Below are 25,421 nucleotides of genomic sequence, written 5' to 3' on the forward strand. Positions count from 1 at the left end.
GCTGCATGTTGTGCTAATCCTGAATTTAGGTTACCCTTCGGCGATGAAAAGATTGCTTCTTGTTCTGGTTTGCTTGGCCATACAGTGTCAGTCGCTTGTTTACGCGACCGGTACCGCGTTGCCATGCCCGATGCAGGAACACACCCGCTTTTCCCATTGCGACATGGACTCCAAACAGGCAAGCACCGCTTGCAAAACCTGTTGCAAACACCCCGTAAACTGCGAAAGCAGTGCCAATTTGGCAGTCAATCCATTCAAAACCCTGCTGCCGCTTGGCGCCGCCCGCAATCTGCTGGTGGCCCATGTGGAAAGCGCCCCGCGCAATACCTTGCTGCGCGATGTGTGGCGACCTCCGTTGCTGGCCTGAAACGCCATTGATCCGCACCCACGTGGTGCGGCTTGTTTCAACACGCCAATTCAAACGGATTTACCATGCAATCAATTGCAATCGCGCTTGCGCGTGGCTTGCTGGTTTGCGCAGCCACAACGGCCTTGGCAAGCCTTGCCACGGCAGAGCCGCAAAGCCAACTCACGCTAAAGGCGGCGCTGGACGCAGCCGAACAATACAGCCTTGCGCTGAAGGCAGAAGAATCTGCCGCAGAAGCCGCAAAAAGCAGGGCCGACCTGGCGGGTCAATTGCCCGACCCAACACTCAAACTCTCGATTGACAACTTGCCGGTCGACGGCCCGATGCAATACAGCGCGGCCCAAGACTTCATGACCATGCGGTCGGTCGGCATGTCACAAACCTGGGTCAAAGGCAGCAAGCGCGCAGCCGCTACCAGCGCCTTCAACCGTGATGAAGATGTGGCCAAGGCAAGGCGATTGATGACCTTGACGGAGCTGCGACAGGCCACGGCGAGCGCTTGGTTCAAAAGCCATTTCTCGGCGCAGCGGGTGGAATGGATGAACCGGCTGCACGCTGAAATTACCCGCCAAATACAGGCTGAATCCGCCCAGTACAGGGCAGATCGGGGCACTGCCAACAAGGTGCTGACCTTGCAAAACGCGCTGGCCAGGCTGGAGGCAAGAACCATTGCCGCACAAACACAGCTGGAAGAAGACAATCTCGAGCTGAAACGGTGGACCGGCCAAAGCCTGCCTGCAAACCCGGCTGACGAACCCGACCTTGCCAAAACCCGCTTTAAGCTGGATCACCTGGCACAACACATTGACAAACACCCCGACATCGCCTTGATGAATGCACTGGAACAAAAGGCCAGGGCCGAGGTGGTGACCGCGGAGGAAGACAAGTCGGCCGATGTCAGTTATTCAGTGATGTACAGCCTGCGAGGGCCGGCTTACTCCAACATGCTGTCCTTCGGGGTCTCGGTCCCCCTGCAGATTGACCCTGAAAACCGGCAAGACAAGCTTGTACAGGCGCGTGAGGCACTGGCCAGAAAAGCCGAAAGGCAACGCATGGAGGCCACGCGTGAACACCTTGCGCAAACCGAGCAGTGGTGGGCGCAATGGCAAGGCGACTTGAAGCAACTCGCCGTATTCGATGAAAAAGTACTCCCCCTGAGCAAGCAGGATGTTGAGCTGACGATGGCGGCCTACCGGGCCGGCCATTCCAGCTTGAATGACGTGCTGGACGCGCGCAGTCGTGAACTGCAAGCGCAACTGGATCGACTGCAACTTGCACAGGAAACGGCTTTGCAATGGCTGAAGCTTGAATATCTGCTGCCCGAGGACACCAACCCATGAAACAGAAAACCATTTTGACAGCCCTGCTGGCAGCCGGCCTGCTGGCAGGCACCGGCTTCGGCTTTTACGAGTTCGGCATGCATCAGGGTATGAACATGACGGCCGCGGGGGGGTCACCCGCAACATCCGGTCAGACCAATCCCAAAGACCCGTCCACTTGGGGCATTCCAGAGGGCGAAGCGGCCACCCGCCGCCACATTCAGGAAGGCCTGAAGGCTGGCGACACCGACCCGGTGACCGGGCAGAAAATTCTGTACTACCACGACCCCATGGTGCCGGGCAAAAACTTTGACAGCCCCGGTAAATCGCCCTTCATGGACATGATGCTGGTGCCCGCCTACGGGGGTGGCAGCAGCGACACTGGCACAGTGACCATCAGCCCGCGCATCGAACAAAACCTGGGCATGCGCACGGCGTTGGTTCAGGCGGGCCGACTTGAAAGCAAGGTCAGCACAGTGGGTGCCATCGCCTGGAATGAACGTGAACTGACCACCCTGCAGGCCAGGGCCAGCGGCTACGTGGAAAAGCTGTACGTAAAAGCCACCCTCGACCCGGTGCGCAAAGGGCAAGCGCTGCTTGACCTGTATGTGCCCGACTGGGTGGCCGTGCAAGAAGATTACTTGACCTTGCAGCACATGCAAGGCGACAACCTGGCCACATTGCGCGAGGCTGCGCTGGCCCGCATGCGGCAGGCCGGCATGGACGATCAGCAGATTGCACAGGTTAAAAAAGCAGGCAAGGTGCAGGCGCGTGTCACCGTGTATTCACCGCAAAATGGTGTGATCACCGAGCTGAACGCCCGTGAGGGCATGACCGTAATGCCCGGCAGCAACTTGATGCAACTCAACGGGCTGGACAAAGTGTGGTCTTACGCCGAGGTGCCTGAAAACCAGGCCCCGCTATTACGCGTGGGGCAAACGGTTGCGGCCACCACCCCTGCGCTGCCCGGGCAAACCTTCACCGGCAAGGTGCAGGCCATTCTGCCCCAGGTGGACGCCAAAACCCGAACCCTGAAAGCCAGGCTTGAACTGGACAACACGGCACACACACTGGTGCCCGGCATGTTTGTGAACATGACCTTTGCCGACCAGCAGGGGCACGAAGCCCTGTTGGTGCCCACCCAGGCCTTGATTCAGACTGGCCAACGCACGCTGGTGATGGTGGCGGAACAACAAGGGCAATACAGGCCGGTGGAAGTGACAACCGGCGAAAGCACGGCAGACAAAACCGAAATTCTGGCTGGTTTGAAGGCAGGCCAACAGGTGGTGGTGTCAGGCCAGTTTCTGCTTGACTCAGAGGCCAGCCTGAAAGGCCTTGAGGCCCGCTTGCCAGTGCCCAATCCAGCCCCCGGAGGCACACCATGATTGCACGCTTCATTCGCTGGTCGATTGCCAACCGCTTTCTGGTGCTGCTGGCCACCGTGATGGTCACGGCTTGGGGGGTTGTTTCACTGCTGCGTACACCGCTGGATGCCCTGCCAGACCTGTCGGATGTGCAGGTCATCATTCGAACCACCTGGCCAGGCCAGGCGCCACAACTGGTTGAAAACCAGGTGACTTACCCCCTGACCACAACCATGCTGGCTGTGCCGGGTGCCAAGGTGGTGCGGGGCTATTCGTTTTTTGGCGACAGCTATGTGTATGTGCTGTTTGAAGATGGCACCGACCTGTACTGGGCGCGTTCACGCGTGCTGGAATACCTGAACCAGGCGCAGTCCAGGCTACCGCCTGGCGCCCAGTCGGCATTGGGGCCCGACGCAACCGGGGTCGGCTGGATTTACGAGTATGCACTGGTGGACAAAACGGGCCAACAGGACATCTCGCAATTGCGTGCCCTGCAAGACTGGTTTTTGCGGTTCGAGCTGAAAACAGTGCCCGATGTAGCCGAAGTGGCCAGCGTCGGCGGTTTGGTGCGCCAATACCAGGTGGTGCTGAACCCCGACAAGCTGGCGGCGTTTCGCATCACCCAAAACCAAGTGATTGACGCCATCGGCAAAGCCAATCAGGAGGCGGGCGGATCGGTGCTGGAGATGGGTGAGGCCGAATACATGGTGCGCGCCAGTGGTTATTTGAAGACGCTTGCGGACTTTCAGAACATTCCGCTGTACACCACACCCGCCGGGGTGTCGGTCAAGCTGGGCGACGTCGCCACCATTCAGGTCGGCCCCGAAATGCGGCGTGGCATTGGTGAGTTGAATGGACAGGGCGAAGCAGTGGGCGGGGTGGTGATCATGCGCAGCGGCAAAAATGCCCTGCAAACGATTGCTGCCGTGAAGCACAAGCTGGACGAACTGAAAAAAAGCCTGCCTGCGGGCGTTGAGGTGGTGCCGGTGTACGACCGGTCCGGCTTGATTCAGCGGTCCATCGACAACCTCAGTCACAAGCTGCTTGAGGAATTCATCGTGGTGGCGCTGGTGTGCGCGCTGTTTCTGTTCCATCTGCGCTCGGCACTGGTGGCCATTGTGTCTTTGCCGATCGGCATTCTGGCGGCCTTCATCGTGATGCATTACCAAGGCGTGAATGCCAACATCATGTCGCTGGGGGGCCTGGCCATTGCGGTGGGGGCAATGGTGGACGCCGCCATTGTCATGATTGAAAACGCCCACAAACACCTGGAGGCCTGGGCCCACGACAACCCGGGCGGCAAACTACAAGGCGAACAACGCTGGCGGGTCATTGGCGATGCAGCCGCCGAGGTTGGCCCGGCCCTGTTTTTCAGCCTGTTGATCATTACCCTGTCGTTCATCCCGGTGTTTACGCTGCAAGCGCAAGAGGGGCGCATGTTTGCCCCCCTTGCCTTCACCAAAACCTATTCCATGGCTGCGGCAGCAGGTTTGGCGATCAGCCTCATTCCGGTGCTGATGGGTTATCTGATTCGGGGCAAAATACCGGGAGAACAGCAAAACCCCCTGAACCGGTTTTTGATAAGGGTGTATCGCCCACTGCTGCTGGCCGTGCTGAAGCGCCCCAAAACCACGCTTGGGGTTGCGTTGCTTTTGCTGGCCACCAGCCTTTGGCCCCTGCAGCGCATTGGTACAGAGTTCATGCCGCAGTTGAACGAAGGCGATTTGCTGTACATGCCCACCGCCCTGCCCGGCCTTTCCGCCAGCAAGGCGGCTGAATTGTTGCAGCAAACTGACCGACTGATCAAAACCATCCCCGAGGTGGACAGCGTGTATGGCAAAGCCGGGCGGGCCAACACAGCCACCGACCCGGCCCCGCTGGAGATGTTTGAGACCACCATTCAGTTCAAACCGCAAGACCAATGGCGGCCCGGCATGACGATGGACAAGCTGGTGGAAGAGCTGGACAAAACGGTTCGCGTGCCGGGGCTGACCAACATCTGGATTCCACCCATTCGAAACCGGCTGGACATGCTGGCCACCGGCATCAAAAGCCCGGTGGGCATCAAAGTACTGGGCCCCAGCCTGGCCACCATCGACAAGATCAGCGGGCAAATCGAGCAGGTGGTCAAAAAGGTGCCTGGCGTCAGCAGCGCCTTTGCTGAACGACTGACCGGCGGGCGTTACATCGACGTGGACATCGACCGGGCGCGGGCGGCCAGTTACGGCCTGAACATTGCGGATGTGCAGGCCATTGTGTCCTCGGCTGTGGGCGGCATGAACGTGGGCGAAACTGTGGAGGGTTTGCAGCGCTTCCCGATCAATGTGCGCTATCCGCGCGAAATTCGGGATTCACTGGACAAGCTGCAGGCTTTGCCGATCTACAGCCCGTCGGGTCAACAGCTGGTGCTGTCAGACGTGGCAAAAATCCGCGTGACCGACGGCCCACCCATGCTGCGCAGTGAAAACGCGCGGCTTGCCGGGTATGTCTACGTGGACATCCGCGACCGCGACCTGGGCTCGGCGGTGCGCGACATGCAAAGTGCAGTGGCGCAACAGGTGACCTTGCCCGCTGGCTACTCGCTGTCGTGGTCTGGGCAGTTTGAATTTCTGGAGCGGGCCACCGCGCAGCTCAAACTGGTGGTGCCATTCACCCTCATGATCATCTTTGTGCTGCTTTACCTCACCTTCAAGGATTTCGGCGAGGCTTTGCTGATCATGGCAACCCTGCCCTTCGCGCTGACGGGTGGCATCTGGCTGCTGTATCTGCTGGGTTACAACCTGTCGATTGCAGGCGCGGTCGGCTTTATTGCCCTGGCCGGTGTGGCGGCAGAATTTGGCGTCATCATGCTGCTGTACCTCAAGCAAGCCTGGTTCGCCCGTGTGGACCTCGGCAAAACAAGCGATGAAGACCTGCTGGACGCCATTGAGGAAGGGGCCGTGTTGCGGGTTCGCCCCAAAGCCATGACGGTGGCGGTCATTTTGGCGGGCTTGTTCCCGATCATGCTGGGCAGCGGCACGGGCAGCGAGATCATGCAGCGCATTGCCGCGCCTATGGTGGGCGGTATGGTGACAGCCCCCTTGTTGTCGATGTTTTTGATTCCGGCGGCCTATCGCCTCATGCGGCGCAGGCGCTGAGTCAAAAAAACACCCGCGTTTACCCTAGCCTGTGCCAGTGCAATGCGGGTGATACGATAGCCGGCTTGCAATTCTTAAGAAACGGGCGGACGCATCGTGTTGATGTACTTTTTCATATTTGCAGCAGGTTGCTGGGCCGGGCTGCAGAACGCACTGGCGGGTGGCGGTTCATTCGTCACTTTGCCCGTACTGATCTTCAGCGGCCTGACTCCGCTGGCGGCCAACATCACGTCCACCGTGGCACTGTTTCCGGGGCAGGTACTGTCGGGCCTTGCGGGCCGCAAACTGGTGTCCGACGCGGGTGAACTGTCTTTCAAAGCCTTGTTCATCCTCAGCCTGATCGGTGGTGCAGCGGGCGCATTTTTGCTGCTCAACACCCCGGAAACCGTGTTCGCTGACCTGGTGCCCTGGCTGGTGCTGTTTGCAACCGGTGTGTTTACTTGGGGCAACTTTTTCAAGAAACCCGGCGAGGCTCAGGTTCGGTTGGGTGCCTTCAGCACTGGTGTGGCGCAATTTCTGATTGCGGTTTACGGCGGCTATTTTGGCGGCGGCATCGGGTTTTTGATGATTGCCGCACTGACTGTGGCCGGCTTGCCAACCCGCAACGCGGGTGCCACCAAAAACGTGCTGGCCGGGGTCATGAATGCCTCTGCCGTGGTGGTGTTTCTGCGCGCCCCGCAACTGCACATGCTGAGCGCGTTGGCCTTGGGCACAGGTGCCATTCTGGGCGGTTTGGCAGGCGCTTGGGCACTGCACCGCGTCAATGAAAAATGGTTGCGAATCGCCATCGTGATTCTTGGCCTGGCGTTGACTGTCGGCCTGTTCCTGAAGCCCTTCAAATAAGCTGCAAGGCCGCTGCAATTCGGGACCTCAGCCAGCGGTTGGCCTGGTCCTGATCGCTGGAACGGTGCCAATACAGGTGCCATTCCATCAAGGGCAACTCAAAAGGCAATTCGATCAGGCGTGCATCGTAGTCTTGCAGCAAATGTTCAGGGCCGCTCAAGGCCAGATCACTGCGCATGGCGATCAGGGGGGCAACCAGATAATGCTGAACCCGCATCTGGATGTTGCGCTTGTGGCCCAGCTTCAACAACTCAGTGTCCACCACCCCGAGGCCTTTGCGACGGCTTGAAATGTGCAAATGCGCAAGGCCCAGGTATTGCTGCATGGTCATGGTGTCGCCCTTGAACGGGTGATCTTTGCGCAGCATGCACACATATTTCACCGGCAGCAAAGGGCTGTGGCGCAGCTTGGGGTCATTCACCAAAGGGGCGTCAATGGCCAGATCGATCGCACCGGCTTCCAGTTCAGTGGCAAGGTCTCGTCGCGCAGTGAAGTAGCTTTCAATCTGCACGCCTGGGGCCTCTTGCTCCAGCATGGCAGTCAGCCGGGGCAACACCAGGCTTTCTGTCAGGTCATTCATACTGAGGCGAAACACCTTGCGGGCTTGCTGGGGCACAAACAATTCACTTTCCTGCACACTGCTGTCGAGCAGCAGCAAGGCTTCACTGACCCGGCTGTAGATGTTTTCAGCCACGGGGGTGGGCACCATGCCTCGTGAGGTGCTGACAAACAGCTGGTCGTTGAAGGTTTTGCGCATGCGGGCCAGGGCATTGCTGACTGCTGGCTGGGTGATGCACAACACCTCAGCGGCGCGGGTCAGGTTTCGGCGGGTGTAAATGGCTTCAAACACCACAAACAGGTTCAAATCCACCTGGGTTAAACGCATGGTCTCCTCCGGCCAAGTATTCAATCAATGAATACCTTAGCATTCATACAATCAACTTCAATAATAACTGTTCTGCATTTAGCCTGTGGGTTCTTGTTTGAGTACGACACACCTAGACACCATGGCAGAACTGTATCTTGTGCGGCACGGGCAGGCCTCGTTCGGCAGCGACAATTACGACCAGCTTTCCCCACTGGGCCACCAGCAAGCAGTGTGGCTGGGCGACTATTTCAAACAGCGCAACCTGCGATTTGACCGGGTGGTCACCGGCACGCAACTTCGCCACCACCAAACACTGGAAGGCATTGCGCAGGGCATGGGCATCACGGTGGATGCGCAAACCCACCCCGGCTTTAACGAATACGACTTTTACGGTCTTTTTGCCGCGCTGGGCGACGAACACGCCAGCCTGAAAGCCAGCGCCAAAGGCGATCGCAGGGCCTTTTATTCGGCATTGAAACAAGTGCTGAAGCTGTGGATGAACAAACAACTGACAGGCCCTTTGCCAGAGCACTGGGACGACTTTTACAAACGGGTGCAGGATGCCACCACCTTTGCCACGCGCCCGTCGGCCCGCCGGGTGTTGGTCGTCAGCTCGGGCGGCCCGATCGGCACCGTGACGGGCATGGCCCTGCAAGCGCCACCCGAGATGGGGGTCGAGTTGAACCTGCAGATCCGCAACAGCAGCCTGTCGCATTTTTATTTCAACGACACCACGCTGCGTTTGGCCACCTTCAACACGTTGGGGCACCTGGACCACCCCGACAGGCTGAACGCCATCACCTACGGATAAACACGACAAAAAGAGGACGACATGAGCACCGATGTTCAACACCTGAACACTGAAGCATTAACGCCGTACCTGGAGTCCGCCATTGAGGGCTTTCGCGGCCCCTTGAAGGCAACCAAGTTTTCGGGCGGGCAATCGAACCCCACCTTTTTGCTGGAGGCCGCCAGTGGCAAGTACGTGCTGCGCAGGCAACCCCCGGGGCAATTGCTGAAATCGGCCCACGCGGTGGACCGTGAATTTCGAGTGCTGAAAGCGCTGGCCAACACCCCGGTGCCCGTGGCGCGCGCCATCCACCTGTGTGAAAACAAAGACATCATCGGCTCGATGTTTTACATCATGAGCTTCGAGGACGGGCATATTTTCTGGAACCCGGCCTTGCCCGAACTGGAACCCGCCCACCGGGTGGCCTACTTCCAGGAGCTGATTCGCATTCTGGCCGACCTGCACAAGGTGGACGTGAATGCCGTGGGCCTGGGCGATTACGGCAAACCCGGCAACTATTTCGAGCGCCAAATCAACATGTGGACCAGCCAGTACCGCGCAAGCCAGACGGGCGAACTGCCCGCGATGGAGGCCCTGCTGGCCTGGCTACCCGCCCACTGCCCAGCAGACGACGGCAAAGTCAGCCTGGTGCACGGCGACTTCCGGCTGGACAACATCATGTTTGACCAAGGCAGCCCACATGGGCGCGCCGTGCTGGACTGGGAATTGTCGACACTGGGCAACCCGCTGGCAGACTTGGCCTATTTCTGCATGTGCCTTCGATTGCCGGGCAAGGGTTTGATTCCCGGTTTGGCGGGCCTCGACCGGGCCGAGCTGGGCATTCCGGATGAAGACCACATTGTTGCCCTGTATTGCAAACTGCGCGGCATCGATCACATTCCGAACTGGTCCTTTTACCTGGCATTCAGCTTTTTCAGGTTGGCGGCCATTGCACAAGGCGTGCTGAAGCGCGCGCTGGACGGCAATGCCGCCAGCGACAAGGCCATGGCAGTGGGCAAGATGACCGAACCCTTGGCCCAGATGGCCATGAACATTGTGGAAGGAAAAGTCGAATGAAAGCCATTGTGTGCGACGACTACGGCCCCATTGAAAACTTGCGGCTTGCCGATCAAGCCCCACCCGTGCCTGGCAAAGGGCAATTGCGGGTACGCAACCACGCCATTGGCGTGAACTTTCCGGACGGGCTGTTGGTGCAAGGGCTATACCAGGCCCGCCCCGACACGCCGTTTGTACCCGGCTGTGAATTCGCAGGCGTGGTGGAGGCCATTGGCCCCGGCACCACCGGGTTTGAAGTGGGCGACCGGGTGGCCTGTTACACCCCAAACTGTGGGGCCTGGGCTGAACAGGTGGTGCTGTACGCCAATTGCGCCATCCGGATACCCGACAGCATGCCTTTTGCCGACGCCGCCTGCATTTTGTGCGCCCATGGCACAGCGCATCATGCCCTGCGCCAACGCGCCAAACTTCAAGCCGGTGAAACACTGCTGGTGCTGGGCGCAGCCGGGGGCACCGGCCTGGCGGCCGTGCAAATCGGCAAGGCCATGGGTGCCCGGGTAATCGCCGCTTGTTCCAGCGCTGAAAAGCTGGATATTGCCAAAGCCAACGGCACCGATGAGCTGATCAATTACAGCCAGCAAGACCTGAAAACAGCCCTGAAAGAGTTGACTGGCGGCAAGGGCGTGGACGTGGTGTACGACCCGGTGGGTGGCGAGGCCTTTGACGCGGTCACACGCTGCATGGCCCGCAATGGTCGCCTCCTGGTGGTGGGCTTTGCGTCCGGGCAGATTCCAAAATTCCCGGTCAATCTGGCGCTGGTGAAAGAGTACGCCGTGCTGGGCGTGTTCTGGGGCAGCTTTGTGGTGCACGAACCCAAGGTGTTTGCCAGCAACATGACCGAAATGTTCAGCTGGTATGAACAAGGCAAAGTGCGCCTGGTGCTGGACGAGCAACTGCCCTTGGCGCAAGCCGTGCCTGCGCTGCAAAAAGTCATGAATCGACAGGTCAAAGGCAAAGTGGTTTTGCTGCCTTGACCTACACAACAAAGAGGAGACATTGATGAGTACCAAGCTGTTTGATCTGAGCGGAAAAATTGCACTCGTGACCGGCGCAAGCCGTGGCATTGGCGAATCCATTGCACGGCTGTTGGCGGAACAGGGCGCGCACGTGATTGTGTCCAGCCGAAAAATCGACGACTGCCAAACCGTGGCCCATTCCATTTCTGAGGCGGGTGGCAGTGCCGAGGCCTTTGCCTGCCACGTGGGCAACATGGACGACATTGCCGCCATTTTTGCGCACATCAAAAGCAAACACGGCCGGCTCGACATTTTGGTCAACAACGCCGCCGCCAACCCCTACTTCGGCCACATTCTGGACACCGACCTGGCCGCCTACAACAAAACCGTGGAAGTGAACATTCGCGGTTATTTTTTCATGTCGGTCGAAGCAGGCCGCATGATGCGCGCACAGGGTGGCGGTGCCATCGTCAACACAGCCTCGGTGAACGCCCTGCAACCCGGCGAATGGCAAGGCATTTATTCCATCACCAAGGCTGCCGTAGTCAACATGACCAAAGCCTTTGCCAAAGAATGTGGCCAGTTCGGCATCCGCGTCAACGCTCTGCTGCCCGGCCTGACCAAAACCAAGTTTGCAGGTGCCTTGTTCGCCAACGAGAAAATCTGCAACGAATGGATTGCCAAAATTCCGCTCAAGCGCCACGCCATGCCCGACGAAATGGCAGGCACAGTGCTTTACCTGGTGTCTGACGCAGCCAGCTACACCAACGGTGAATGCATCGTGGTCGACGGCGGCCTGACCCTGTGAAGGAGATCACCATGCAGACCGACACTTTCAAAGGCCAAGTGGTCATGATCACGGGTGCAGCCAGTGGTTTCGGCAAGCTGTTGGCCGAGCGCCTTGCCGCAGGCGGCGCAAAGCTGGTGCTGGGCGACCGCAATGTGGCCGGGCTGGATGCGGTGGCCACAGCGTTGACCGAGGGCGGCGCACAAGTGCAGGCCGTGCCCTGTGATGTCACTGTGGAAAGCCAGGTGCAAGCCATGGTGGCCACCGCCGTGCAACATTTCGGGCGGCTGGACATCGGCATCAACAACGCGGGCATGTCCACCCCCATGAAAGCGCTGATCGACACCGAAGAATGGGAATTCAACCTGAATTTTGCCGTCAACGCCAAGGGCGTGTTTTTTGGCATGAAGCACCAAATTCGCCAGATGCTGGCGCAAGGCGGGGGGGCCATCCTGAACGTGGCCTCCATGGCGGGCATTGGGGGCGCACCCAAACTGACGGCCTACTGCGCGGCCAAACACGCCGTGGTCGGCATGACCAAAACCGCAGCGGTGGAGTACGCGCGCAAAAACATTCGTGTGAATGCGGTATGCCCGTTTTACAGCCCCACCCCGTTGGTCACCGAGGGCATTGGCGTGGGCCTGGACTTTCTGGCCGAGGCTTCGCCCATGAAGCGCCTGGGCCAACCTGAAGAAATGGTGGCCGCCATGCTGGGCATCATTTCGCCCGACAACACCTACATGACAGGCCAGGCCATCGCCGTGGACGGCGGTGTGTCTGCTTATTAAAACGCAACGATTTTGAAGAGGGATTGAACATGGATTTCGGATACTCACCCAACGTGGAAGCACTGCGACAACGCGTCAGCCAGTTCATGGACGAGCACATCGTGCCGCGCGTGCGCCAGTACAACGAAGAAACCCGCGCAGGCACTTTTCCGGTCAGCTTCATGGAAGAACTGAAAGCCAGGGCCAAAGCCGAAGGCTTGTGGAACCTGTTTTTGCCGAGCCTGCGTGAGGACGAACCCGGCATGGGCCTGAGCAACCTGGAATACGCCCCGCTGGCAGAAATCATGGGACGCATCGGCTGGGCATCCGAGGTGTTCAACTGCAACGCCCCCGACACCGGCAACATGGAACTGCTGCACATGTTTGCCACGCCCGAGCAGCGAGAACAATGGCTGATGCCCCTGCTGCGCGGCGAAATCCGCTCTGCTTTTTGCATGACCGAGCCCGACGTGGCATCATCAGATGCCACCAATGTGACCACCCTGATTCAGCGTGAGGGCGGCGACTACGTCATCAACGGCCGCAAGTGGTTCATCACCAATTCCGGTCACCCCAACTGCAAAATTTTCATTGTGATGGGCAAAACAGACCCCAACGCCGACACGCACCACCAGCAAAGCATGATCCTTGTGCCCAAAAACACGCCGGGGGTTGAAATTGTGCGCAACCCTAGCGTGCTGAACGCGCAGCACCACGAAGGGCACTGCGAAATCACGTTCACGAACGTCCGCGTGCCCGCCAGCAACCTGCTGGGTGAAGAAGGCAGCGGCTTTGCACTGGCCCAGGCCCGGCTTGGCCCTGGCCGCATTCACCACTGCATGCGGTCCATCGGCGCAGCCGAACTGGCGCTGGAGCTGATGATTGAACGCAGCCAGCAACGCAAAACCTTCGGCAAATTTTTGTACCAACACGGCACCATCGGTGAGTGGATCGCCAAATCACGCATTGAAATTGACCAGGCCCGCTTGCTGGTGCTGAAAACCGCCTGGATGATCGACAACGTGGGCGCCAAAGCCGCCCGCAAGGAAATTTCGATGATCAAGGCACTGGTGCCCACCGTGCACACCACCGTGGTGGACCGGGCCATGCAAGTGTTTGGCGCGATGGGTCTGACCCCCGACACACCACTGGCCGACCACTACACCTGGGGCCGATGCCTGCGCTACGCCGACGGGCCCGACGAGGTGCATTTGCAATCCATTGCCCGCATGGAGATCAAAGCCAGCCAAGCCACCCTTGGCCAGGGTGCGCGGTACCTGACCCCGCCACTGCGTTAAACACAGGCAGCCCGTCATAGGGCTTGTGTTTTTGAATTAGCCAGACTAGACTAAGCCAATATGACACAAGGGCGATTCCATGCAAACCGTTAATATGCTGCAAGCCAAGTCGACACTTTCACGCCTTGTAGAAGCCATCGAACTGGGCCAGGAAAGTGAGATTCTGATTGCACGGAATGGTCGGCCAGTCGCAAAACTTGTGCCCTTGAATGCCTCAGCGAATGCCAAACCAAGATTGGGTGTGGCAAAGGGCAAGTTCGAAGTGCCAGAGTCTATTGATGACCTGAACGACGTTGTGGCTGCTCTGTTTCAAGGGAAGCCGGCTGAATGAACCTGTTGCTGGACACGCATGTGGCACTCTGGGCTATCACCGACAGCCCCAAACTCAGCCAGCAAGCACGGGGCCTGCTTCAATCACCCAGAGCCTCATTGTGGGTAAGCGCCGCCAGCGTCTGGGAAATTTCCATTAAACATGCACTCGGAAAAGGTGGCATGCCCCTTTCAGGCGCAGAAGCCCTGAACTACTTCAGAGAATCTGGCTATGGCCTGCTGTCCATTGAGGCAGAACACGCGGTGGCAGTTGAATCTCTTCCCGCACATCACCAGGATCCATTTGACCGAATCCTGATTGCACAAGCGCTGGTCGAACCCATGCGTCTCATCACACACGATGCCACGGTAGCCCTTTACAGTGACACCATCATTCAAATCTAGGAACCGACGCAGCTGAAATCCATCAAAAACTGCGTCAAGCCTTTCATCAAAAATATTTCATTTTTGTACCCCAAGTGCAACACACGGCGGATTTTCGAATTACTATCGCCGCTGGTAGCCCCTCTTTGACCGAAGCAGCATCCCCTTGCCGGAGCCAAAATGAAAGGCAGTTTTCACAATTTGTTGAAGTTTTTCAGTGTGTTGGCCTTGCTTGCCGCAAGCGCCATGCCTGCGTACGCCGGTGACGACACCGTGGCCGATCGCCAGGCTCCACAAAACATTCTGGTGACTTTTGCCGAACAAATGCTGGGCACGCCCTACAAGCTGGGTGGACACACCTTGGCAGGCATTGATTGTTCGGGCCTGGTGGATCGCTTTTATCGCACCGCCTACCAAATGATTCTGCCCAGAACCGTGAAAGAACTGCGCCAAGAGGGCACCCGCGTCAAGAAAAGCGAACCTGAAATCGGCGATCTGCTGTTTTTCAAGTTCCGCGGCCGTCACGGCCATGTGGGCATTTACGCGGGCAACGGCACCTTTCTGCATGCATCCACCAGCGAAGGCGTGGTGTACTCCAGCCTGACCGACGGATTCTGGAACAAGCGGCTGATCGAAGTTCGACGGGTACCGCCCGAGGGCTCGCCCATGCTGACCAGCACCAGCCTGTCTTTCACCGAGTAAGCCTTACGATTCAACCCAGGCTTTGGCTTGGGGCATCTCCTGCGTGGTGTACACCCGCAAATCTCCCGGAATACCCAGCCTGAACAGTTTGACTGCACCGCGCAGCCAGTCCTGATCGGCCACCACGGCCACCTTTTCCCAGCCGCTGATGTGCCGCAAACCCAAGCGAACGTCATCCCACACAGCGCCGGCCTCAAACCCCTCAAACTCAGGGCTGAAGCAATACATGAAATGGGCCTTGGGCTGAACCAGAAAGAACGCCTCCACCGCCGGAATGACCACACTTTCGTATTCGTCGGCGGTCACCAGGCCTGACACCTTGAAACCCAGCACGTGGTCTGGCAAATCTTCCATCAGTTCAATCATGGTTGCCCCTTGGAGTGGATTGATCTTTCATCCTACACCCTTGTCACCTTGTCGGTAATGGCTTGGAATCAATCCTGTCCAGCGCCTGAAGGTGCGGCTGAAGTTGGAAGGGTCTTCGTAACCCAAAGCGTCGGACACCTGCTCGACCGTCAGCTCCGTCTGCTCCAGCAGCCAGCAGGCACGCTCCACTCGCACGGCATCCACCAGTTGCTTGTAGCTGTGCCCCTCCGCCTTCAGGTGGCGGATCAAGGTCCGCTCAGTCAGGTTTTCCAGATGGGCCATTTCAAGCAAGGTGGGCATGCGCCCTTGCGTGGCCTGCAGGCGTAAGCGAACACGATCAGACAGGCCAGCGCCATGCTCAAGTCGATTCAGTTGCAATTCACAGTCACGAACCAGCCGCTGCAAGGCGTCCGAATCAGAACCAATGCTGGGGCAGCACAGCAAGTCAGGGTCCAAATGCACCACCAGTTGCGCATGGCCAAAGCTGTTGTGGGCAGCAATGCGCGCATATTGATTGGCCCAAGCGGGTTCGTCAAATGGCCATTCAATCCGCAGGCGCGGCGGCAACTCAAGCCCTGTCAATGCCGTCAGCAGTTGTGCCAAGCCCCCAAGTAGCTGGCCATACAAATACTCACGCAGATCACCCAACTTGACCTTTTCGACCAACACCACACACAGCCCCCCGCGATCCTCAATGTGCAGGTCCGCCAGGTTCTGGCGCAACCCGGCAAAGCGTTTGAGCAACAGCATCGCCTGGGGCAAGTCTTTGCTGGCAATCATGGCTGCGCCCAGCATGCCGTGGGCCGAGGCCTGTGTTCTGAACCCCACATCCAGCCCCAACCACGGGCATGCGGTTAAGCCGAGCGCGTGCAGGATCAGCCTGCGCATCTGGTCGAAATTCAAAAACTGATTGCTGTCGTGCAGCGTCTGCCAGTTCAGGCGGGTGCCCGCCAAAATGGTGTCTCGATCAAAGCCCCGCGCTTGCAATTCGGTGCACAGCACGCGGGCGTACACCGGGTGCAAGGCGGGTTGCAGATCCTGAAATGAATCGAGGGCGTTGACGCGCAAGGGGTTTGTCTCCTGAATCTGCGTAGGGTTTGTCAGTTTTTGACGATCTTATGCCAGCTTCTGCGGTGTTGTCCATGCCGACTCGGGCCTATGCTCGAACTTGAGACAACCACTTTGGTAAAAGCCATGAGCACCCCATCCAGCGCATTGCCCACGCAACACTATGTGGACACCAAAAAGCACCTGTGGCTGCTGTCACTGGTGTCACCGTTCGCGGCCCCACTCGGACCCATTCTGTATTTGTTGACGGGCCAAACGCTGTGGTTGTGGCTGTTTCTGGCCTTCTTCTACGTGGGGGTGCCACTGCTGGACGTGGCATTTGGGCAAGACCGCCAAAATCCGCCTGAATCGGCCGTGCCCGCACTGGAAAATGACCCCTATTACCGCTGGATCACCTACTTGCTGGTGCCGGTCATCGCCTTTGGCTTCTTTTTCAATGTGATCTTTCTGGCCACGCACCACCTGGCCCCACTGTATTGGCTGGCCGTGGCCATCACCACCGGTTCACTGCTGGGGTTTGGTCTGAACCTGGGGCATGAAATGGGCCACAAGAAACGCGGGCTTGACCGCTTTTTGGCGCTGCTTACCTTGTCGTTGGGTGGCTACGGCCACTTCTCGATTGAGCACAACCGGGGCCACCACCGCCATGTGGCCACGCCCGAAGACCCGGCCACCTCAAGAATGGGTGAACACATCTACGAATTCATGCTGCGTGAAATTCCTGGCGGCTTCAAGCGGGCCTGGACGCTGGAAACCGAGCGCCTGGCGCGTGCCGCTTTGTCGAAGTGGCATGTCAGCAATGAAATGCTGCAAACCACGGCGATGACCGTCATTCTGTACACGGCGCTGATTGCCCTCTTTGGCTGGCCCATGGTGCCCGTACTGGCCGTGGTTGCCTTTTGGGGCGCGTTTCAGCTGACCAGCGCCAATTACATTGAGCATTACGGCCTGCTTCGTCAAAAACTGCCCAATGGCGAGTACGAACGTTGCGCCCCCCATCACTCCTGGAACAGCAATCACTTGGTGTCCAACCTGATTGTGTTTCAACTGCAGCGCCACTCCGACCACCACGCCAACCCGGCACGCAGCTATCAGTCGCTGCGGGATTTTCCGGACCTGCCCAGCCTGCCGTCGGGTTACTTTGCGATGTTTTTGATCGCTTATGTACCGCCTCTGTGGTTTGCAGTAATGAACCCGCGCTTGGTGAACGCGGTGGGGCATCAGGCCAATCGCATCAACTTCAAGCCGGGCAGTCAATCAAGGCTCAAGGCTCGTTATTCTCTACTTTGATCGCCTGACAACTTCGTCCGTCAAACACGCGCCCAAACGGTCAGCTGCGCAATGCTGTGCTGATACTTGCGGGCGGTTTCGCGAATCACGAAAGGCACATCTTGCGGGCTGCCTAGGGGCACAAATGCTGGGGCCAGCGCCTGGGTCATGCCCTGCAGCATGGTTCGGCTTTGCCCGTCAACCACCACACCGCCCAACCAGTTTTCACGGGGCGTGTATTCATCCAGCAGGGTGTAAGGTGAACTGATAACCAGTAAACCGCCGGGGTTGACCACATCCTGCAACGTGTCCAGAAACGCAGCCGGGTTTGCCACCCGGTCAATCAGGTTGCCGGCAAACACCAAATCAAACTGACCCAGGCCCGCCCTCAGTTGGCAGGCATCGCCCTGTTCAAAACGCACCTTGCGCCCCATGTCGATCAAACCGAGGTCTGACAGGCTGGCTTTGGCTGCATGACCCAACACGCCCTCGTCGTGCAGAAAATAAGGCAGCACAGCGCCTTCCTGCAGCGCGCGTGCTGACTCTACAAATCGGCTGGACAGGTCTATGCCCACCACCGACTCAAACCCTCGCGCTAACTCGAAGGTGCTGCGGCCCACCGCACAGCCCAGGTCCAGCGCGCGCCGCGTTGATCTGCCCTGCATCAAGCCCAGACAAATGTCTGCACAATGCACCGCGTAATTGGGCACCTCAAAATAAGTGGGGCCGTAATGAAATGCCAGGTACTGGTTGACCAGCTCGTCGGTTTCGTAAGGGTTGCTCATGCAGTAAAGTTGCCTGTTTGGTTAAATGGCGCAGGTTCTGAAACCCACAAATACATCATTGCGATCAGGCAGGTAAGCCTGCCTGTATGTGCCGCGAATCAGCAGCGAAGAGGTGGCGCACGATCCACCGCGCACCACTTTGTGATCTCCAAATTGCAAGGTCGACATAAAAGGGTACATGTCCATACAGAACCCGTCATACGGCATGAACTGGTCTGCCGTCCATTCCCACACTGTGCCGATCATTTGCCGACACCCCCAAGGGCTTGCGCCCTCAGGCAGCGCACTCACGGGCAGTCGACCCAGTTGTTTGCGGTCCATGTCCACCTGGTTTGAGTCCATGGTGTTGCCCCACGGAAATAGCCGGAAGGGCCGACCTTCCAGATTGCCCAAAGCGGCGGCCTCCCATTCAAGCTCGGTGGGCAGGCGTCGCCCCGCAAACTTGCAGTAAGCCTGCGCCTCCCAGAATGACACATGGCGAACTGCAAATTCAGGCTGCAGAGGCAGCCAGCGGTCAAAATGTTTTTCCTGCCATTGCCCGTCCACTTGCCGCCAGTAAGCCGGGTTACGGGCCTTGTTTCGATCGCGCCAGCGCAGACCACCCATGCTCCAGAACAGGTCGTTCTGATACCCCCCAGCCAGCACAAAATCCAGAAACTCGGCGTTCGACACCAGCGTGGCCGACACGGAAAAAGGCGCAATCTCTCGGCTAAAACCGGGTTTTTCATTGTCGAAGCTGAACCCCGTGGTCGCAAAATCAGGGGAGTTGGCAGGCATGCCAAACCGGTACACGCCGCCTGGCACCTGCACGTCGCCCAGTTTGCCGTGGTGTGTGGCCTGTGCGGGCATCACAGCACCCGGGGGCGGTGAATACGCGAGGGTCTGACGGCACCAGGTCATCGATTCCAGATGCATGTGCTGATGAAAAATCGCGTATTTGACCAGGTAATGCGCCTGATCTGTCAGCGGCTTGGCCTGAATTCGCGCAGCCACCCGCCGATACACCTCTGAAAAATAGGTCAACGTTTCTTGCTGATCTGGAAACAGCCCCGGCAGCCAACGGTCCTCGTGGGCCAGCTCAAACGAATCCCATATTTCGTCCATCGCGGGGTTGTAGGTGGTGCCACCATCAAGCCACTGCAGCACAAATCGCTCATAAAAAAATGCGGCATGCCCCACTTCCCACAAGGGCGGGTTGATCCCGGGGACGCAAGGAACATTCAATTGCTCGTCAGTCAGGCCCTCCAGCATGCTTAAAACCAGATCATGGGTCTCATTCAGGGTTTTCAGCAAAGTAGCGTAGTCGTTCATGATGCGTCTGGTTGTGAACTGGAATCCGCATTATAGTGTGTGGCGCACAGCGACACGAATAAGGCTTAACCATGAACACCCCCTTGTTAGACACCCAGGCGCTAGAACAGACCCTGCAACAGTTTGCCGATGAACGAGACTGGAACTCCTTTCACTCGCCCAAAAACCTGGCCATGGCATTGACTGGTGAAGTGGGTGAACTCGTGGAACTCTTTCAATGGCTGACCGAGGAAGAATCCACCCAAGTGGCCAACAATCCAGCCACCGCCCGCGCCGTGCGCGACGAGGTGGCGGATGTGCTGCTTTACCTGGTCAGGCTGGCATCGGTGCTGGGCATCGACCTGAATGAGGCAGTTGAGCAAAAAATGAAGAGCAACGCCTTGAAATACCCGGCATGAACGAAGCACCCAAAAACTGGTTCGACCAGGGCGGCCAGCACTACGCCCATTTCCGGCCCGAGTACCCGGCCGAATTGGCCACTTGGCTTGCCGGGCTGGTCCCGGACCTTGACCTTGCTGTGGACGTGGGTTGCGGCACGGGCCAATTCACGACCCTGTTGGCAAAATCGTTCAAACAGGTTTTAGGCATCGACCCCAGTCAAAGCCAGATCGCCCATGCAACGCCCCTGGCCAACGTCAGCTACCTGTGCGCACCCGCTGAGCAACTGCCTGTGGACGACCGTTGCGCCAGCTTGATCACCGCCGCCCAGGCCGCCCATTGGTTCCAGCTGCCCGCGTTTTACGATGAAGTGCGGCGCATTGCCAAACCCGGAGCCGTGCTGGCACTGATCACCTACGGGGTTTTAACGCTCGAGGCGGCCCTCAACGCGCGCTTTCAGCAGTTTTACACCGACGAAATCGGACCCCACTGGCCGCCAGAACGCGCTTTGGTCGACTCCGGTTACGCCACCCTGCCATTTCCTTTTGATGAACAGCAAGCGCCAGCACTCCACATTCAGCATGAATGGACCCTGCCCCAGTTTCTGGGCTATGTGTCCACGTGGTCTGCCATTCGCGCCGCGCGAGAAGCCCAGGGCGACGCCATTCTGACCCGCTTTGCAGACGACCTTGCCCACGCCTGGGGCGACCCATCCACCGTGCGCCCTGTGCGCTGGCCCATCCACCTTCGTCTGGGCACCCTCTAAAAATCAAACCACATGCAGCACCGCCCCCACCACCACGGCATTTTGATGCTGAAACTCACGCTGGTCGCCTTGTTCTGGGGTGGCACCTTTGTCGCTGGTCGAACGGTGTCTCAACACCTGCCCGCCATGACAGCCGCTTTCCTGCGGTATCTGGTGGCGGCCGTGTTTCTGGTGGCCGCCGCTTTCAAAATGGAAGGCGGCCTGCAAAGGCTGACCCGCAGCCAGTTGCTGACCACCGCCGCCATGGGGGCCACCGGCATTGCGCTGTACAACATTTGCTTTTTTGCAGCACTGGCCCACATTCCAGCCGGGCGCACCGCCTTGATCGTCAGCCTGAACCCCATCATGACTGCCCTGCTGGCCAGCGTGGTCTTCAGCGAAAGGCTGGGCAGCAGGCGCTGGACCGGCATTGCACTGGCCCTGTTTGGCGCAGGCATCGTGATCACGCGGGGCGACCTGCTGGGCACCCTGCACGATGTCAGCCAGTCACTGGGGCCCGGTGAACTGCTGATGGTCATGGCCGTGCTGGGCTGGGCCACCTACACGCTGATTTTGCGCAAGGCAGGCCAAACCATGAGCCCAGTGGCCGCCATCACCTGGGCCACGCTGTGGGGCCTGCTGTTCATGGGCGCGGGTGCCGCGCATGAACTGCCCACCATTGCCTGGGCTGAACAACCTTGGGTGGTCTGGGCATGCCTGGTGTACCTGGGCGCAATCGGAACCGTGGTGGCTTTCCTGTGGTTCTATCAGGGTGTACAAATTCTCGGCCCCTCGCGCACAGCTGTGTTCACCAACCTTGTGCCGGTGTTCGGCATTGCCCTGTCGGCACTCATACTGCGCGAGACCATTCTGGTGTCGATGGGGGTGGGTGGTGCCATCACGGCGCTGGGGGTCTATCTGACCAACAAGCCAACCAACAAGCCCTCCACAGGCGCAGGCAAAGTCCGTTAGAATAGAGGGCTACACACCAACACTCGCAGGAAGCATTGCCATGCCCGCATACCGCTCAAAAACCTCCACCGCTGGCCGCAACATGGCGGGTGCACGCTCGCTGTGGCGCGCCACCGGCATGAAAGACGACGACTTCAGCAAGTCCATCATTGCTGTGGCCAACTCCTTCACCCAGTTCGTACCCGGGCACGTGCACCTGAAAGACCTAGGCCAACTTGTGGCCCGTGAAATTGAAGCCGCCGGCGGCGTCGCCAAAGAATTCAACACCATTGCGGTGGACGACGGCATCGCCATGGGTCACGACGGCATGCTGTATTCGCTGCCCAGCCGCGACATCATCGCCGACTCGGTTGAATACATGGCCAACGCCCACTGCGCCGACGCACTGGTGTGCATTTCCAACTGCGACAAAATCACCCCCGGCATGTTGATGGCCGCCATGCGCCTGAACATCCCCGTGATTTTTGTATCCGGCGGCCCCATGGAAGCGGGCAAGGTCAAGCTGGCCAATCCGGAAACCAAAACCGTTCAGTTCAAAAAACTCGACCTGATCGACGCCATGGTCATGGCCGCTGACGACAAGGTCAGCGACGCCGACCTGGCCGAAGTAGAGCGCTCCGCCTGCCCAACCTGTGGCTCATGCTCTGGCATGTTCACCGCCAACTCCATGAACTGTCTGACCGAGGCACTGGGTCTTTCACTGCCCGGCAACGGCACCGTGGTGGCCACCCACGCCGACCGCGAGCAACTGTTCAAAAAAGCCGGCCGGCAAATCGTCGAGCTGTGCAAGCGCTACTACGAACAGGAAGACGAAAGCGTTCTGCCGCGTTCTGTCGGCTTCAAAGCCTTTGAAAACGCCATTGCACTGGACATTGCCATGGGCGGCTCCACCAACACCATTTTGCACCTGCTGGCCGCCGCACAAGAGGCCAACATCAACTTCACCATGGCCGACATCGACCGCATGTCACGCGTGGTGCCCCAGCTGTGCAAAGTAGCGCCCAACACCAACAAATACCACATTGAAGATGTGCACCGCGCTGGCGGCGTGATGGCAATTCTTGGCGAGCTGGACCGCGCCGGCAACCTGCACACCGACGTGCCCACCGTGCACGCCAAAACCATGAAAGACGCACTCGACCAGTGGGACATCGCACGCAACCCCAGCGACGCCGTCAAACACTTCTACATGGCGGGTCCGGGCGGCATTCCCACCCAAGTGGCTTTCAGCCAGAACAGCCGCTGGCCCAGTCTGGATGTGGACCGCGCCGAAGGTTGCATCCGCTCTCTCGAACACGCTTACAGCAAGGAAGGCGGCCTGGCCGTGCTTCACGGCAACATTGCGCTGGACGGCTGTGTGGTCAAAACCGCTGGCGTAGACGACAGCCTGCTGGTGTTTGAAGGCCCGGCCCACGTGGTTGAAAGCCAGGACGAAGCCGTTGAAAACATTCTGAACGACCAGGTCAAGGCTGGCGACATCGTGGTGGTGCGCTATGAAGGCCCCAAAGGTGGCCCCGGCATGCAGGAAATGCTCTACCCCACCAGCTACATCAAATCCAAAGGTTTGGGCAAAGCGTGTGCGCTACTGACAGACGGCCGCTTTTCAGGCGGCACATCGGGCTTGTCAATCGGCCACTGCTCGCCTGAAGCAGCAGCCGGTGGCGCAATCGGTTTGGTCAAAAATGGCGACCGCATCCGCATCGACATTCCCAACCGCAGCATCAACGTACTGGTCGGCGAGGAAGAACTCGCCAAGCGCCGCGCCGAGCAAGACAAGCTGGGCTGGAAGCCAGTCAAGCCACGCCCACGCAAAGTGTCAGCTGCGTTGAAGGCCTACGCCATGCTGGCCACCAGCGCCGACAAGGGTGCAGTGCGCAACCTGGACATGCTGGAAGACTAAAGCCTCGCAACCACCTTGCCCCGCGCGCGGCCACTTTGGCTGCGCGTGTAACTGGGCTTTCAAGCACCTAACCCCGCCTGCTTGAACCAGCGCAAAAGGCGTTGGGCGATGGCGTCCGGCTGCTCGTATTGAATGAAATGCCCAGCGCCAGCCAGCACCTCCAAAGTAAGGCCGTTTGGAAAGGCCCTTGGGCTGGTCACTTCCCACACTGATTCGGGCAGACAGACGTCGTGTTGCCCACGCAAGGCCAGGGTGGGTACATGGATGGTTTTGTTCAGCAGGGCACGTATTTCAAAACCCTGGGGCGTCATTGAGAACATCGAAGTGCGGTAATAGTCCAGCGCCGCCTTCAACACCCCTGGCTTTTCGAAAGTTTGAATCACCGACTGCTGCATGGTTTGCATGCCGGCATAATTCGGGCTCCAGTGTTTCATCAACCAGGCCAAAAAGGCAAAACGCCTGCGGCGAATCAGCCAGTCGGCCAAGCCCCTGAACTGAAAAAACAAAATGTACCAAGCGTGCAGCAAATAAGACGGGCAGCGCACAACCATTTTGGCCCAGCTCATGCCGTAGGGCACGCCCATGGCACACAGACTGAAGTACAGGTTGGGCCGGTGCTCGGCCATCAAACAGGCCACCACACAACCCCAATCGTGCCCCACCAAATGGCAACGCACCTGCCCGGTTTCCTTAAGCAGCACTTCCACCAGCTCGGTCAGCACATCGCGCACATACAAAGCGTTGTGCGTACCGCCCTGGCGTTGGTTGGCCGGGCTGTAACCCGGCAACAGCGGGCACACCACCTGATAACCCTGTGCGGCCAGCGTGGTGGCAATGCTGCGATAACCCTCGTAATTGTCCGGAAAGCCGTGCAGACAGACCACCAGCGGCCCGGTGGTGCCAGCACGCAAGGCCGGAAAGGTCAGGCCTGCGGCCTGAATTGTTGTTTCGATTGCGTCTAAGCCCATGTGTAAATCTTCTTTTAATCAATCGCCTAAGGTTAATATTCGATCATGAATGGTGAAGATTAAAGGGGTGATCATGAAAAGGTGGCTTGTATTTTCACTGGCCCTGCTCGTTAGCGGGTTTGCCTCGGCTCACAACATGGAGCAAGACAACGCCACCTACTTTTCGATGTTGATCGGTGACAGTCGAGACGGCAAAACCTTTCAGACTATGATGGACAAATGGCGATACCTTTGCCCCAAAGACCAGATTTCTGATGAACCCTGTCGAAAGAATGGTCAGGTGGTTTTTGTCATTGAACTTGAGCAATATTCAACAACACCTTTTGAACCCTTAACCAAAGTCGCCACCTGTTATTTAAACTCATCAAAGAACACCACGCTGGAATGGCATTTCAAGACCATGACTTGTCGGGGAGAGGCTGGTAGCGCATTTGGTTCAGTCAAATACATTGCGAAATCTACACCGCCCACTATTTTTGGAGATGTGTACCACTATTTTGAATGTGTTGAAGGTTGTACTGATCACATCGCAAGACGACTTGAATTTAGATTTGTGGACGCTGAGTGCAGGAACGAACTTCATTCAACGCCTGCGTTTCGAATCGTGTCGAAACGACCTCCCGAACTTTTCGGGGGATTAGCACTCTTATTGCAGGAGTGCTAAAATAGCATTGCGAAATTGCTTCTTTAC

Annotated in this window: 26 protein-coding genes; 20 read left to right on the forward strand and 6 right to left on the reverse strand. The window is 58.4% G+C overall.

Going from position 1 to position 25,421, the window contains the following annotated elements; translation table 11 throughout:
* Positions 1-43 precede the first annotated feature (43 nt).
* The 5 genes from QQJ87_RS01520 to QQJ87_RS01540 all read left to right on the forward strand — a co-directional run bounded on the left by QQJ87_RS01520 (position 44) and on the right by QQJ87_RS01540 (position 7,030).
* Positions 44-367: a hypothetical protein gene (locus QQJ87_RS01520; RefSeq protein ID WP_284279543.1), complete on the forward strand. Its 324-nt coding sequence runs from the start codon at positions 44-46 to the stop codon at positions 365-367.
* 65 nt (positions 368-432) lie between these two features.
* On the forward strand, positions 433-1,707 hold the full coding sequence (locus tag QQJ87_RS01525) for a TolC family protein (RefSeq protein ID WP_284279545.1): 1,275 nt from the start codon (positions 433-435) through the stop codon (positions 1,705-1,707).
* Positions 1,704-3,071 carry an efflux RND transporter periplasmic adaptor subunit gene (locus tag QQJ87_RS01530; RefSeq protein WP_284279546.1) on the forward strand — a complete coding sequence of 456 codons (1,368 nt, stop codon included), beginning with the start codon at positions 1,704-1,706 and terminating at the stop codon, positions 3,069-3,071. The genes QQJ87_RS01525 and QQJ87_RS01530 overlap by 4 nt, the downstream gene beginning before the upstream one ends.
* Positions 3,068-6,187 (forward strand): efflux RND transporter permease subunit, encoded by a 3,120-nt coding sequence (locus tag QQJ87_RS01535; RefSeq protein ID WP_284279547.1) that lies wholly within the window; start codon positions 3,068-3,070, stop codon positions 6,185-6,187. Before QQJ87_RS01530 ends, QQJ87_RS01535 begins: the two co-directional genes overlap by 4 nt.
* 102 nt (positions 6,188-6,289) lie before the next feature.
* Complete coding sequence (locus QQJ87_RS01540; protein WP_284279549.1) at positions 6,290-7,030, forward strand: sulfite exporter TauE/SafE family protein; 741 nt, start codon at positions 6,290-6,292, stop codon at positions 7,028-7,030.
* Here QQJ87_RS01540 and QQJ87_RS01545 read toward each other — a convergent pair.
* Positions 7,023-7,916: a LysR family transcriptional regulator gene (locus QQJ87_RS01545; protein WP_284279550.1), complete on the reverse strand. Its 894-nt coding sequence runs from the start codon at positions 7,914-7,916 to the stop codon at positions 7,023-7,025. The genes QQJ87_RS01540 and QQJ87_RS01545 overlap by 8 nt on opposite strands.
* A gap of 121 nt (positions 7,917-8,037) precedes the next feature.
* On the opposite strand from QQJ87_RS01545, the gene QQJ87_RS01550 reads away from it, so the two are divergent.
* The 9 genes from QQJ87_RS01550 to QQJ87_RS01590 all read left to right on the forward strand — a co-directional run bounded on the left by QQJ87_RS01550 (position 8,038) and on the right by QQJ87_RS01590 (position 14,968).
* A complete protein-coding gene (locus QQJ87_RS01550) occupies positions 8,038-8,709 on the forward strand; it encodes a histidine phosphatase family protein (protein WP_284280066.1) in 672 nt (223 codons plus the stop codon).
* Positions 8,710-8,730: 21 nt separating this feature from the next.
* Positions 8,731-9,765: a phosphotransferase family protein gene (locus tag QQJ87_RS01555; RefSeq protein ID WP_284279551.1), complete on the forward strand. Its 1,035-nt coding sequence runs from the start codon at positions 8,731-8,733 to the stop codon at positions 9,763-9,765.
* Positions 9,762-10,739, forward strand: coding sequence for an NADPH:quinone oxidoreductase family protein (locus QQJ87_RS01560; RefSeq protein ID WP_284279552.1), 978 nt, complete (start codon positions 9,762-9,764; stop codon positions 10,737-10,739). Before QQJ87_RS01555 ends, QQJ87_RS01560 begins: the two co-directional genes overlap by 4 nt.
* Before the next feature lie 25 nt (positions 10,740-10,764).
* Positions 10,765-11,529, forward strand: coding sequence for an SDR family oxidoreductase (locus QQJ87_RS01565; protein ID WP_284279553.1), 765 nt, complete (start codon positions 10,765-10,767; stop codon positions 11,527-11,529).
* An 11-nt stretch (positions 11,530-11,540) separates the two neighbouring features.
* Entirely contained in the window at positions 11,541-12,296 is a 756-nt protein-coding gene (locus tag QQJ87_RS01570) for an SDR family NAD(P)-dependent oxidoreductase (protein WP_284279554.1), read from the forward strand.
* Between the two features lie 29 nt (positions 12,297-12,325).
* Positions 12,326-13,573 (forward strand): acyl-CoA dehydrogenase family protein, encoded by a 1,248-nt coding sequence (locus QQJ87_RS01575; protein WP_284279555.1) that lies wholly within the window; start codon positions 12,326-12,328, stop codon positions 13,571-13,573.
* A 79-nt stretch (positions 13,574-13,652) separates the two neighbouring features.
* Entirely contained in the window at positions 13,653-13,904 is a 252-nt protein-coding gene (locus tag QQJ87_RS01580) for a type II toxin-antitoxin system Phd/YefM family antitoxin (RefSeq protein WP_284279557.1), read from the forward strand.
* Positions 13,901-14,287: a type II toxin-antitoxin system VapC family toxin gene (locus QQJ87_RS01585; RefSeq protein ID WP_284279559.1), complete on the forward strand. Its 387-nt coding sequence runs from the start codon at positions 13,901-13,903 to the stop codon at positions 14,285-14,287. Before QQJ87_RS01580 ends, QQJ87_RS01585 begins: the two co-directional genes overlap by 4 nt.
* A gap of 159 nt (positions 14,288-14,446) precedes the next feature.
* Complete coding sequence (locus tag QQJ87_RS01590) at positions 14,447-14,968, forward strand: C40 family peptidase (protein WP_284279560.1); 522 nt, start codon at positions 14,447-14,449, stop codon at positions 14,966-14,968.
* Between the two features lie 3 nt (positions 14,969-14,971).
* Here QQJ87_RS01590 and QQJ87_RS01595 read toward each other — a convergent pair whose 3' ends face one another.
* Positions 14,972-15,334 carry a SpoIIAA family protein gene (locus QQJ87_RS01595; protein WP_284279561.1) on the reverse strand — a complete coding sequence of 121 codons (363 nt, stop codon included), beginning with the start codon at positions 15,332-15,334 and terminating at the stop codon, positions 14,972-14,974.
* A 27-nt stretch (positions 15,335-15,361) separates the two neighbouring features.
* Positions 15,362-16,402 (reverse strand): helix-turn-helix domain-containing protein, encoded by a 1,041-nt coding sequence (locus QQJ87_RS01600; protein WP_284279562.1) that lies wholly within the window; start codon positions 16,400-16,402, stop codon positions 15,362-15,364.
* 126 nt (positions 16,403-16,528) lie between these two features.
* On the opposite strand from QQJ87_RS01600, the gene QQJ87_RS01605 reads away from it, so the two are divergent.
* Positions 16,529-17,692, forward strand: a complete 1,164-nt coding sequence (locus tag QQJ87_RS01605; RefSeq protein ID WP_284279563.1) for an alkane 1-monooxygenase — start codon at positions 16,529-16,531, stop codon at positions 17,690-17,692.
* Positions 17,693-17,712: 20 nt separating this feature from the next.
* Here QQJ87_RS01605 and QQJ87_RS01610 read toward each other — a convergent pair whose 3' ends face one another.
* Together QQJ87_RS01610 and senA are read right to left on the reverse strand one after the other, a co-directional pair.
* Complete coding sequence (locus QQJ87_RS01610; RefSeq protein WP_284279564.1) at positions 17,713-18,456, reverse strand: putative 4-mercaptohistidine N1-methyltransferase; 744 nt, start codon at positions 18,454-18,456, stop codon at positions 17,713-17,715.
* 21 nt (positions 18,457-18,477) lie between these two features.
* Positions 18,478-19,767 carry a selenoneine synthase SenA gene (senA, locus tag QQJ87_RS01615; RefSeq protein WP_284279565.1) on the reverse strand — a complete coding sequence of 430 codons (1,290 nt, stop codon included), beginning with the start codon at positions 19,765-19,767 and terminating at the stop codon, positions 18,478-18,480.
* 71 nt (positions 19,768-19,838) lie between these two features.
* On the opposite strand from senA, the gene QQJ87_RS01620 reads away from it, so the two are divergent.
* From QQJ87_RS01620 to ilvD, 4 genes are read left to right on the forward strand one after another with little or no spacing between them, the layout of a single operon-like run.
* Positions 19,839-20,165 (forward strand): nucleotide pyrophosphohydrolase, encoded by a 327-nt coding sequence (locus QQJ87_RS01620; protein WP_284279566.1) that lies wholly within the window; start codon positions 19,839-19,841, stop codon positions 20,163-20,165.
* On the forward strand, positions 20,162-20,911 hold the full coding sequence (locus QQJ87_RS01625; RefSeq protein WP_284279567.1) for a class I SAM-dependent methyltransferase: 750 nt from the start codon (positions 20,162-20,164) through the stop codon (positions 20,909-20,911). Before QQJ87_RS01620 ends, QQJ87_RS01625 begins: the two co-directional genes overlap by 4 nt.
* 12 nt (positions 20,912-20,923) lie before the next feature.
* Positions 20,924-21,862, forward strand: a complete 939-nt coding sequence (locus tag QQJ87_RS01630) for a DMT family transporter (RefSeq protein ID WP_284279568.1) — start codon at positions 20,924-20,926, stop codon at positions 21,860-21,862.
* 40 nt (positions 21,863-21,902) lie between these two features.
* Positions 21,903-23,762, forward strand: coding sequence for a dihydroxy-acid dehydratase (gene ilvD, locus QQJ87_RS01635; protein ID WP_284279569.1), 1,860 nt, complete (start codon positions 21,903-21,905; stop codon positions 23,760-23,762).
* A 59-nt stretch (positions 23,763-23,821) separates the two neighbouring features.
* On the opposite strand, the gene QQJ87_RS01640 is transcribed toward ilvD, so the two are convergent.
* Positions 23,822-24,730, reverse strand: a complete 909-nt coding sequence (locus tag QQJ87_RS01640; RefSeq protein ID WP_284279570.1) for an alpha/beta fold hydrolase — start codon at positions 24,728-24,730, stop codon at positions 23,822-23,824.
* A 73-nt stretch (positions 24,731-24,803) separates the two neighbouring features.
* On the opposite strand from QQJ87_RS01640, the gene QQJ87_RS01645 reads away from it, so the two are divergent.
* Positions 24,804-25,394, forward strand: coding sequence for a hypothetical protein (locus tag QQJ87_RS01645; RefSeq protein ID WP_284279571.1), 591 nt, complete (start codon positions 24,804-24,806; stop codon positions 25,392-25,394).
* The last annotated feature ends 27 nt before the right edge of the window (positions 25,395-25,421 follow it).

It is taken from the genome of Limnobacter litoralis, from assembly GCF_030160455.1.
Taxonomy (GTDB): domain Bacteria; phylum Pseudomonadota; class Gammaproteobacteria; order Burkholderiales; family Burkholderiaceae_B; genus Limnobacter; species Limnobacter litoralis.

What these genes read in the sequence shown, in the direction of transcription:
- QQJ87_RS01610 (WP_284279564.1), bottom strand. Translation starts at nt 18,456, where the DNA reads ATGAGCAACCCTTACGAAACCGACGAGCTGGTCAACCAGTACCTGGCA.
- senA (WP_284279565.1), bottom strand. Translation starts at nt 19,767, where the DNA reads ATGAACGACTACGCTACTTTGCTGAAAACCCTGAATGAGACCCATGAT.
- QQJ87_RS01585 (WP_284279559.1), top strand. Translation starts at nt 13,901, where the DNA reads ATGAACCTGTTGCTGGACACGCATGTGGCACTCTGGGCTATCACCGAC.
- QQJ87_RS01590 (WP_284279560.1), top strand. Translation starts at nt 14,447, where the DNA reads ATGAAAGGCAGTTTTCACAATTTGTTGAAGTTTTTCAGTGTGTTGGCC.
- QQJ87_RS01525 (WP_284279545.1), top strand. Translation starts at nt 433, where the DNA reads ATGCAATCAATTGCAATCGCGCTTGCGCGTGGCTTGCTGGTTTGCGCA.
- QQJ87_RS01565 (WP_284279553.1), top strand. Translation starts at nt 10,765, where the DNA reads ATGAGTACCAAGCTGTTTGATCTGAGCGGAAAAATTGCACTCGTGACC.
- QQJ87_RS01630 (WP_284279568.1), top strand. Translation starts at nt 20,924, where the DNA reads ATGCAGCACCGCCCCCACCACCACGGCATTTTGATGCTGAAACTCACG.
- QQJ87_RS01595 (WP_284279561.1), bottom strand. Translation starts at nt 15,334, where the DNA reads ATGATTGAACTGATGGAAGATTTGCCAGACCACGTGCTGGGTTTCAAG.
- QQJ87_RS01550 (WP_284280066.1), top strand. Translation starts at nt 8,038, where the DNA reads ATGGCAGAACTGTATCTTGTGCGGCACGGGCAGGCCTCGTTCGGCAGC.
- QQJ87_RS01580 (WP_284279557.1), top strand. Translation starts at nt 13,653, where the DNA reads ATGCAAACCGTTAATATGCTGCAAGCCAAGTCGACACTTTCACGCCTT.
- QQJ87_RS01535 (WP_284279547.1), top strand. Translation starts at nt 3,068, where the DNA reads ATGATTGCACGCTTCATTCGCTGGTCGATTGCCAACCGCTTTCTGGTG.
- QQJ87_RS01640 (WP_284279570.1), bottom strand. Translation starts at nt 24,730, where the DNA reads ATGGGCTTAGACGCAATCGAAACAACAATTCAGGCCGCAGGCCTGACC.
- QQJ87_RS01530 (WP_284279546.1), top strand. Translation starts at nt 1,704, where the DNA reads ATGAAACAGAAAACCATTTTGACAGCCCTGCTGGCAGCCGGCCTGCTG.
- QQJ87_RS01625 (WP_284279567.1), top strand. Translation starts at nt 20,162, where the DNA reads ATGAACGAAGCACCCAAAAACTGGTTCGACCAGGGCGGCCAGCACTAC.
- QQJ87_RS01570 (WP_284279554.1), top strand. Translation starts at nt 11,541, where the DNA reads ATGCAGACCGACACTTTCAAAGGCCAAGTGGTCATGATCACGGGTGCA.
- QQJ87_RS01560 (WP_284279552.1), top strand. Translation starts at nt 9,762, where the DNA reads ATGAAAGCCATTGTGTGCGACGACTACGGCCCCATTGAAAACTTGCGG.
- QQJ87_RS01620 (WP_284279566.1), top strand. Translation starts at nt 19,839, where the DNA reads ATGAACACCCCCTTGTTAGACACCCAGGCGCTAGAACAGACCCTGCAA.
- QQJ87_RS01545 (WP_284279550.1), bottom strand. Translation starts at nt 7,916, where the DNA reads ATGCGTTTAACCCAGGTGGATTTGAACCTGTTTGTGGTGTTTGAAGCC.
- QQJ87_RS01575 (WP_284279555.1), top strand. Translation starts at nt 12,326, where the DNA reads ATGGATTTCGGATACTCACCCAACGTGGAAGCACTGCGACAACGCGTC.
- QQJ87_RS01520 (WP_284279543.1), top strand. Translation starts at nt 44, where the DNA reads ATGAAAAGATTGCTTCTTGTTCTGGTTTGCTTGGCCATACAGTGTCAG.
- ilvD (WP_284279569.1), top strand. Translation starts at nt 21,903, where the DNA reads ATGCCCGCATACCGCTCAAAAACCTCCACCGCTGGCCGCAACATGGCG.
- QQJ87_RS01645 (WP_284279571.1), top strand. Translation starts at nt 24,804, where the DNA reads ATGAAAAGGTGGCTTGTATTTTCACTGGCCCTGCTCGTTAGCGGGTTT.
- QQJ87_RS01605 (WP_284279563.1), top strand. Translation starts at nt 16,529, where the DNA reads ATGAGCACCCCATCCAGCGCATTGCCCACGCAACACTATGTGGACACC.
- QQJ87_RS01555 (WP_284279551.1), top strand. Translation starts at nt 8,731, where the DNA reads ATGAGCACCGATGTTCAACACCTGAACACTGAAGCATTAACGCCGTAC.
- QQJ87_RS01540 (WP_284279549.1), top strand. Translation starts at nt 6,290, where the DNA reads ATGTACTTTTTCATATTTGCAGCAGGTTGCTGGGCCGGGCTGCAGAAC.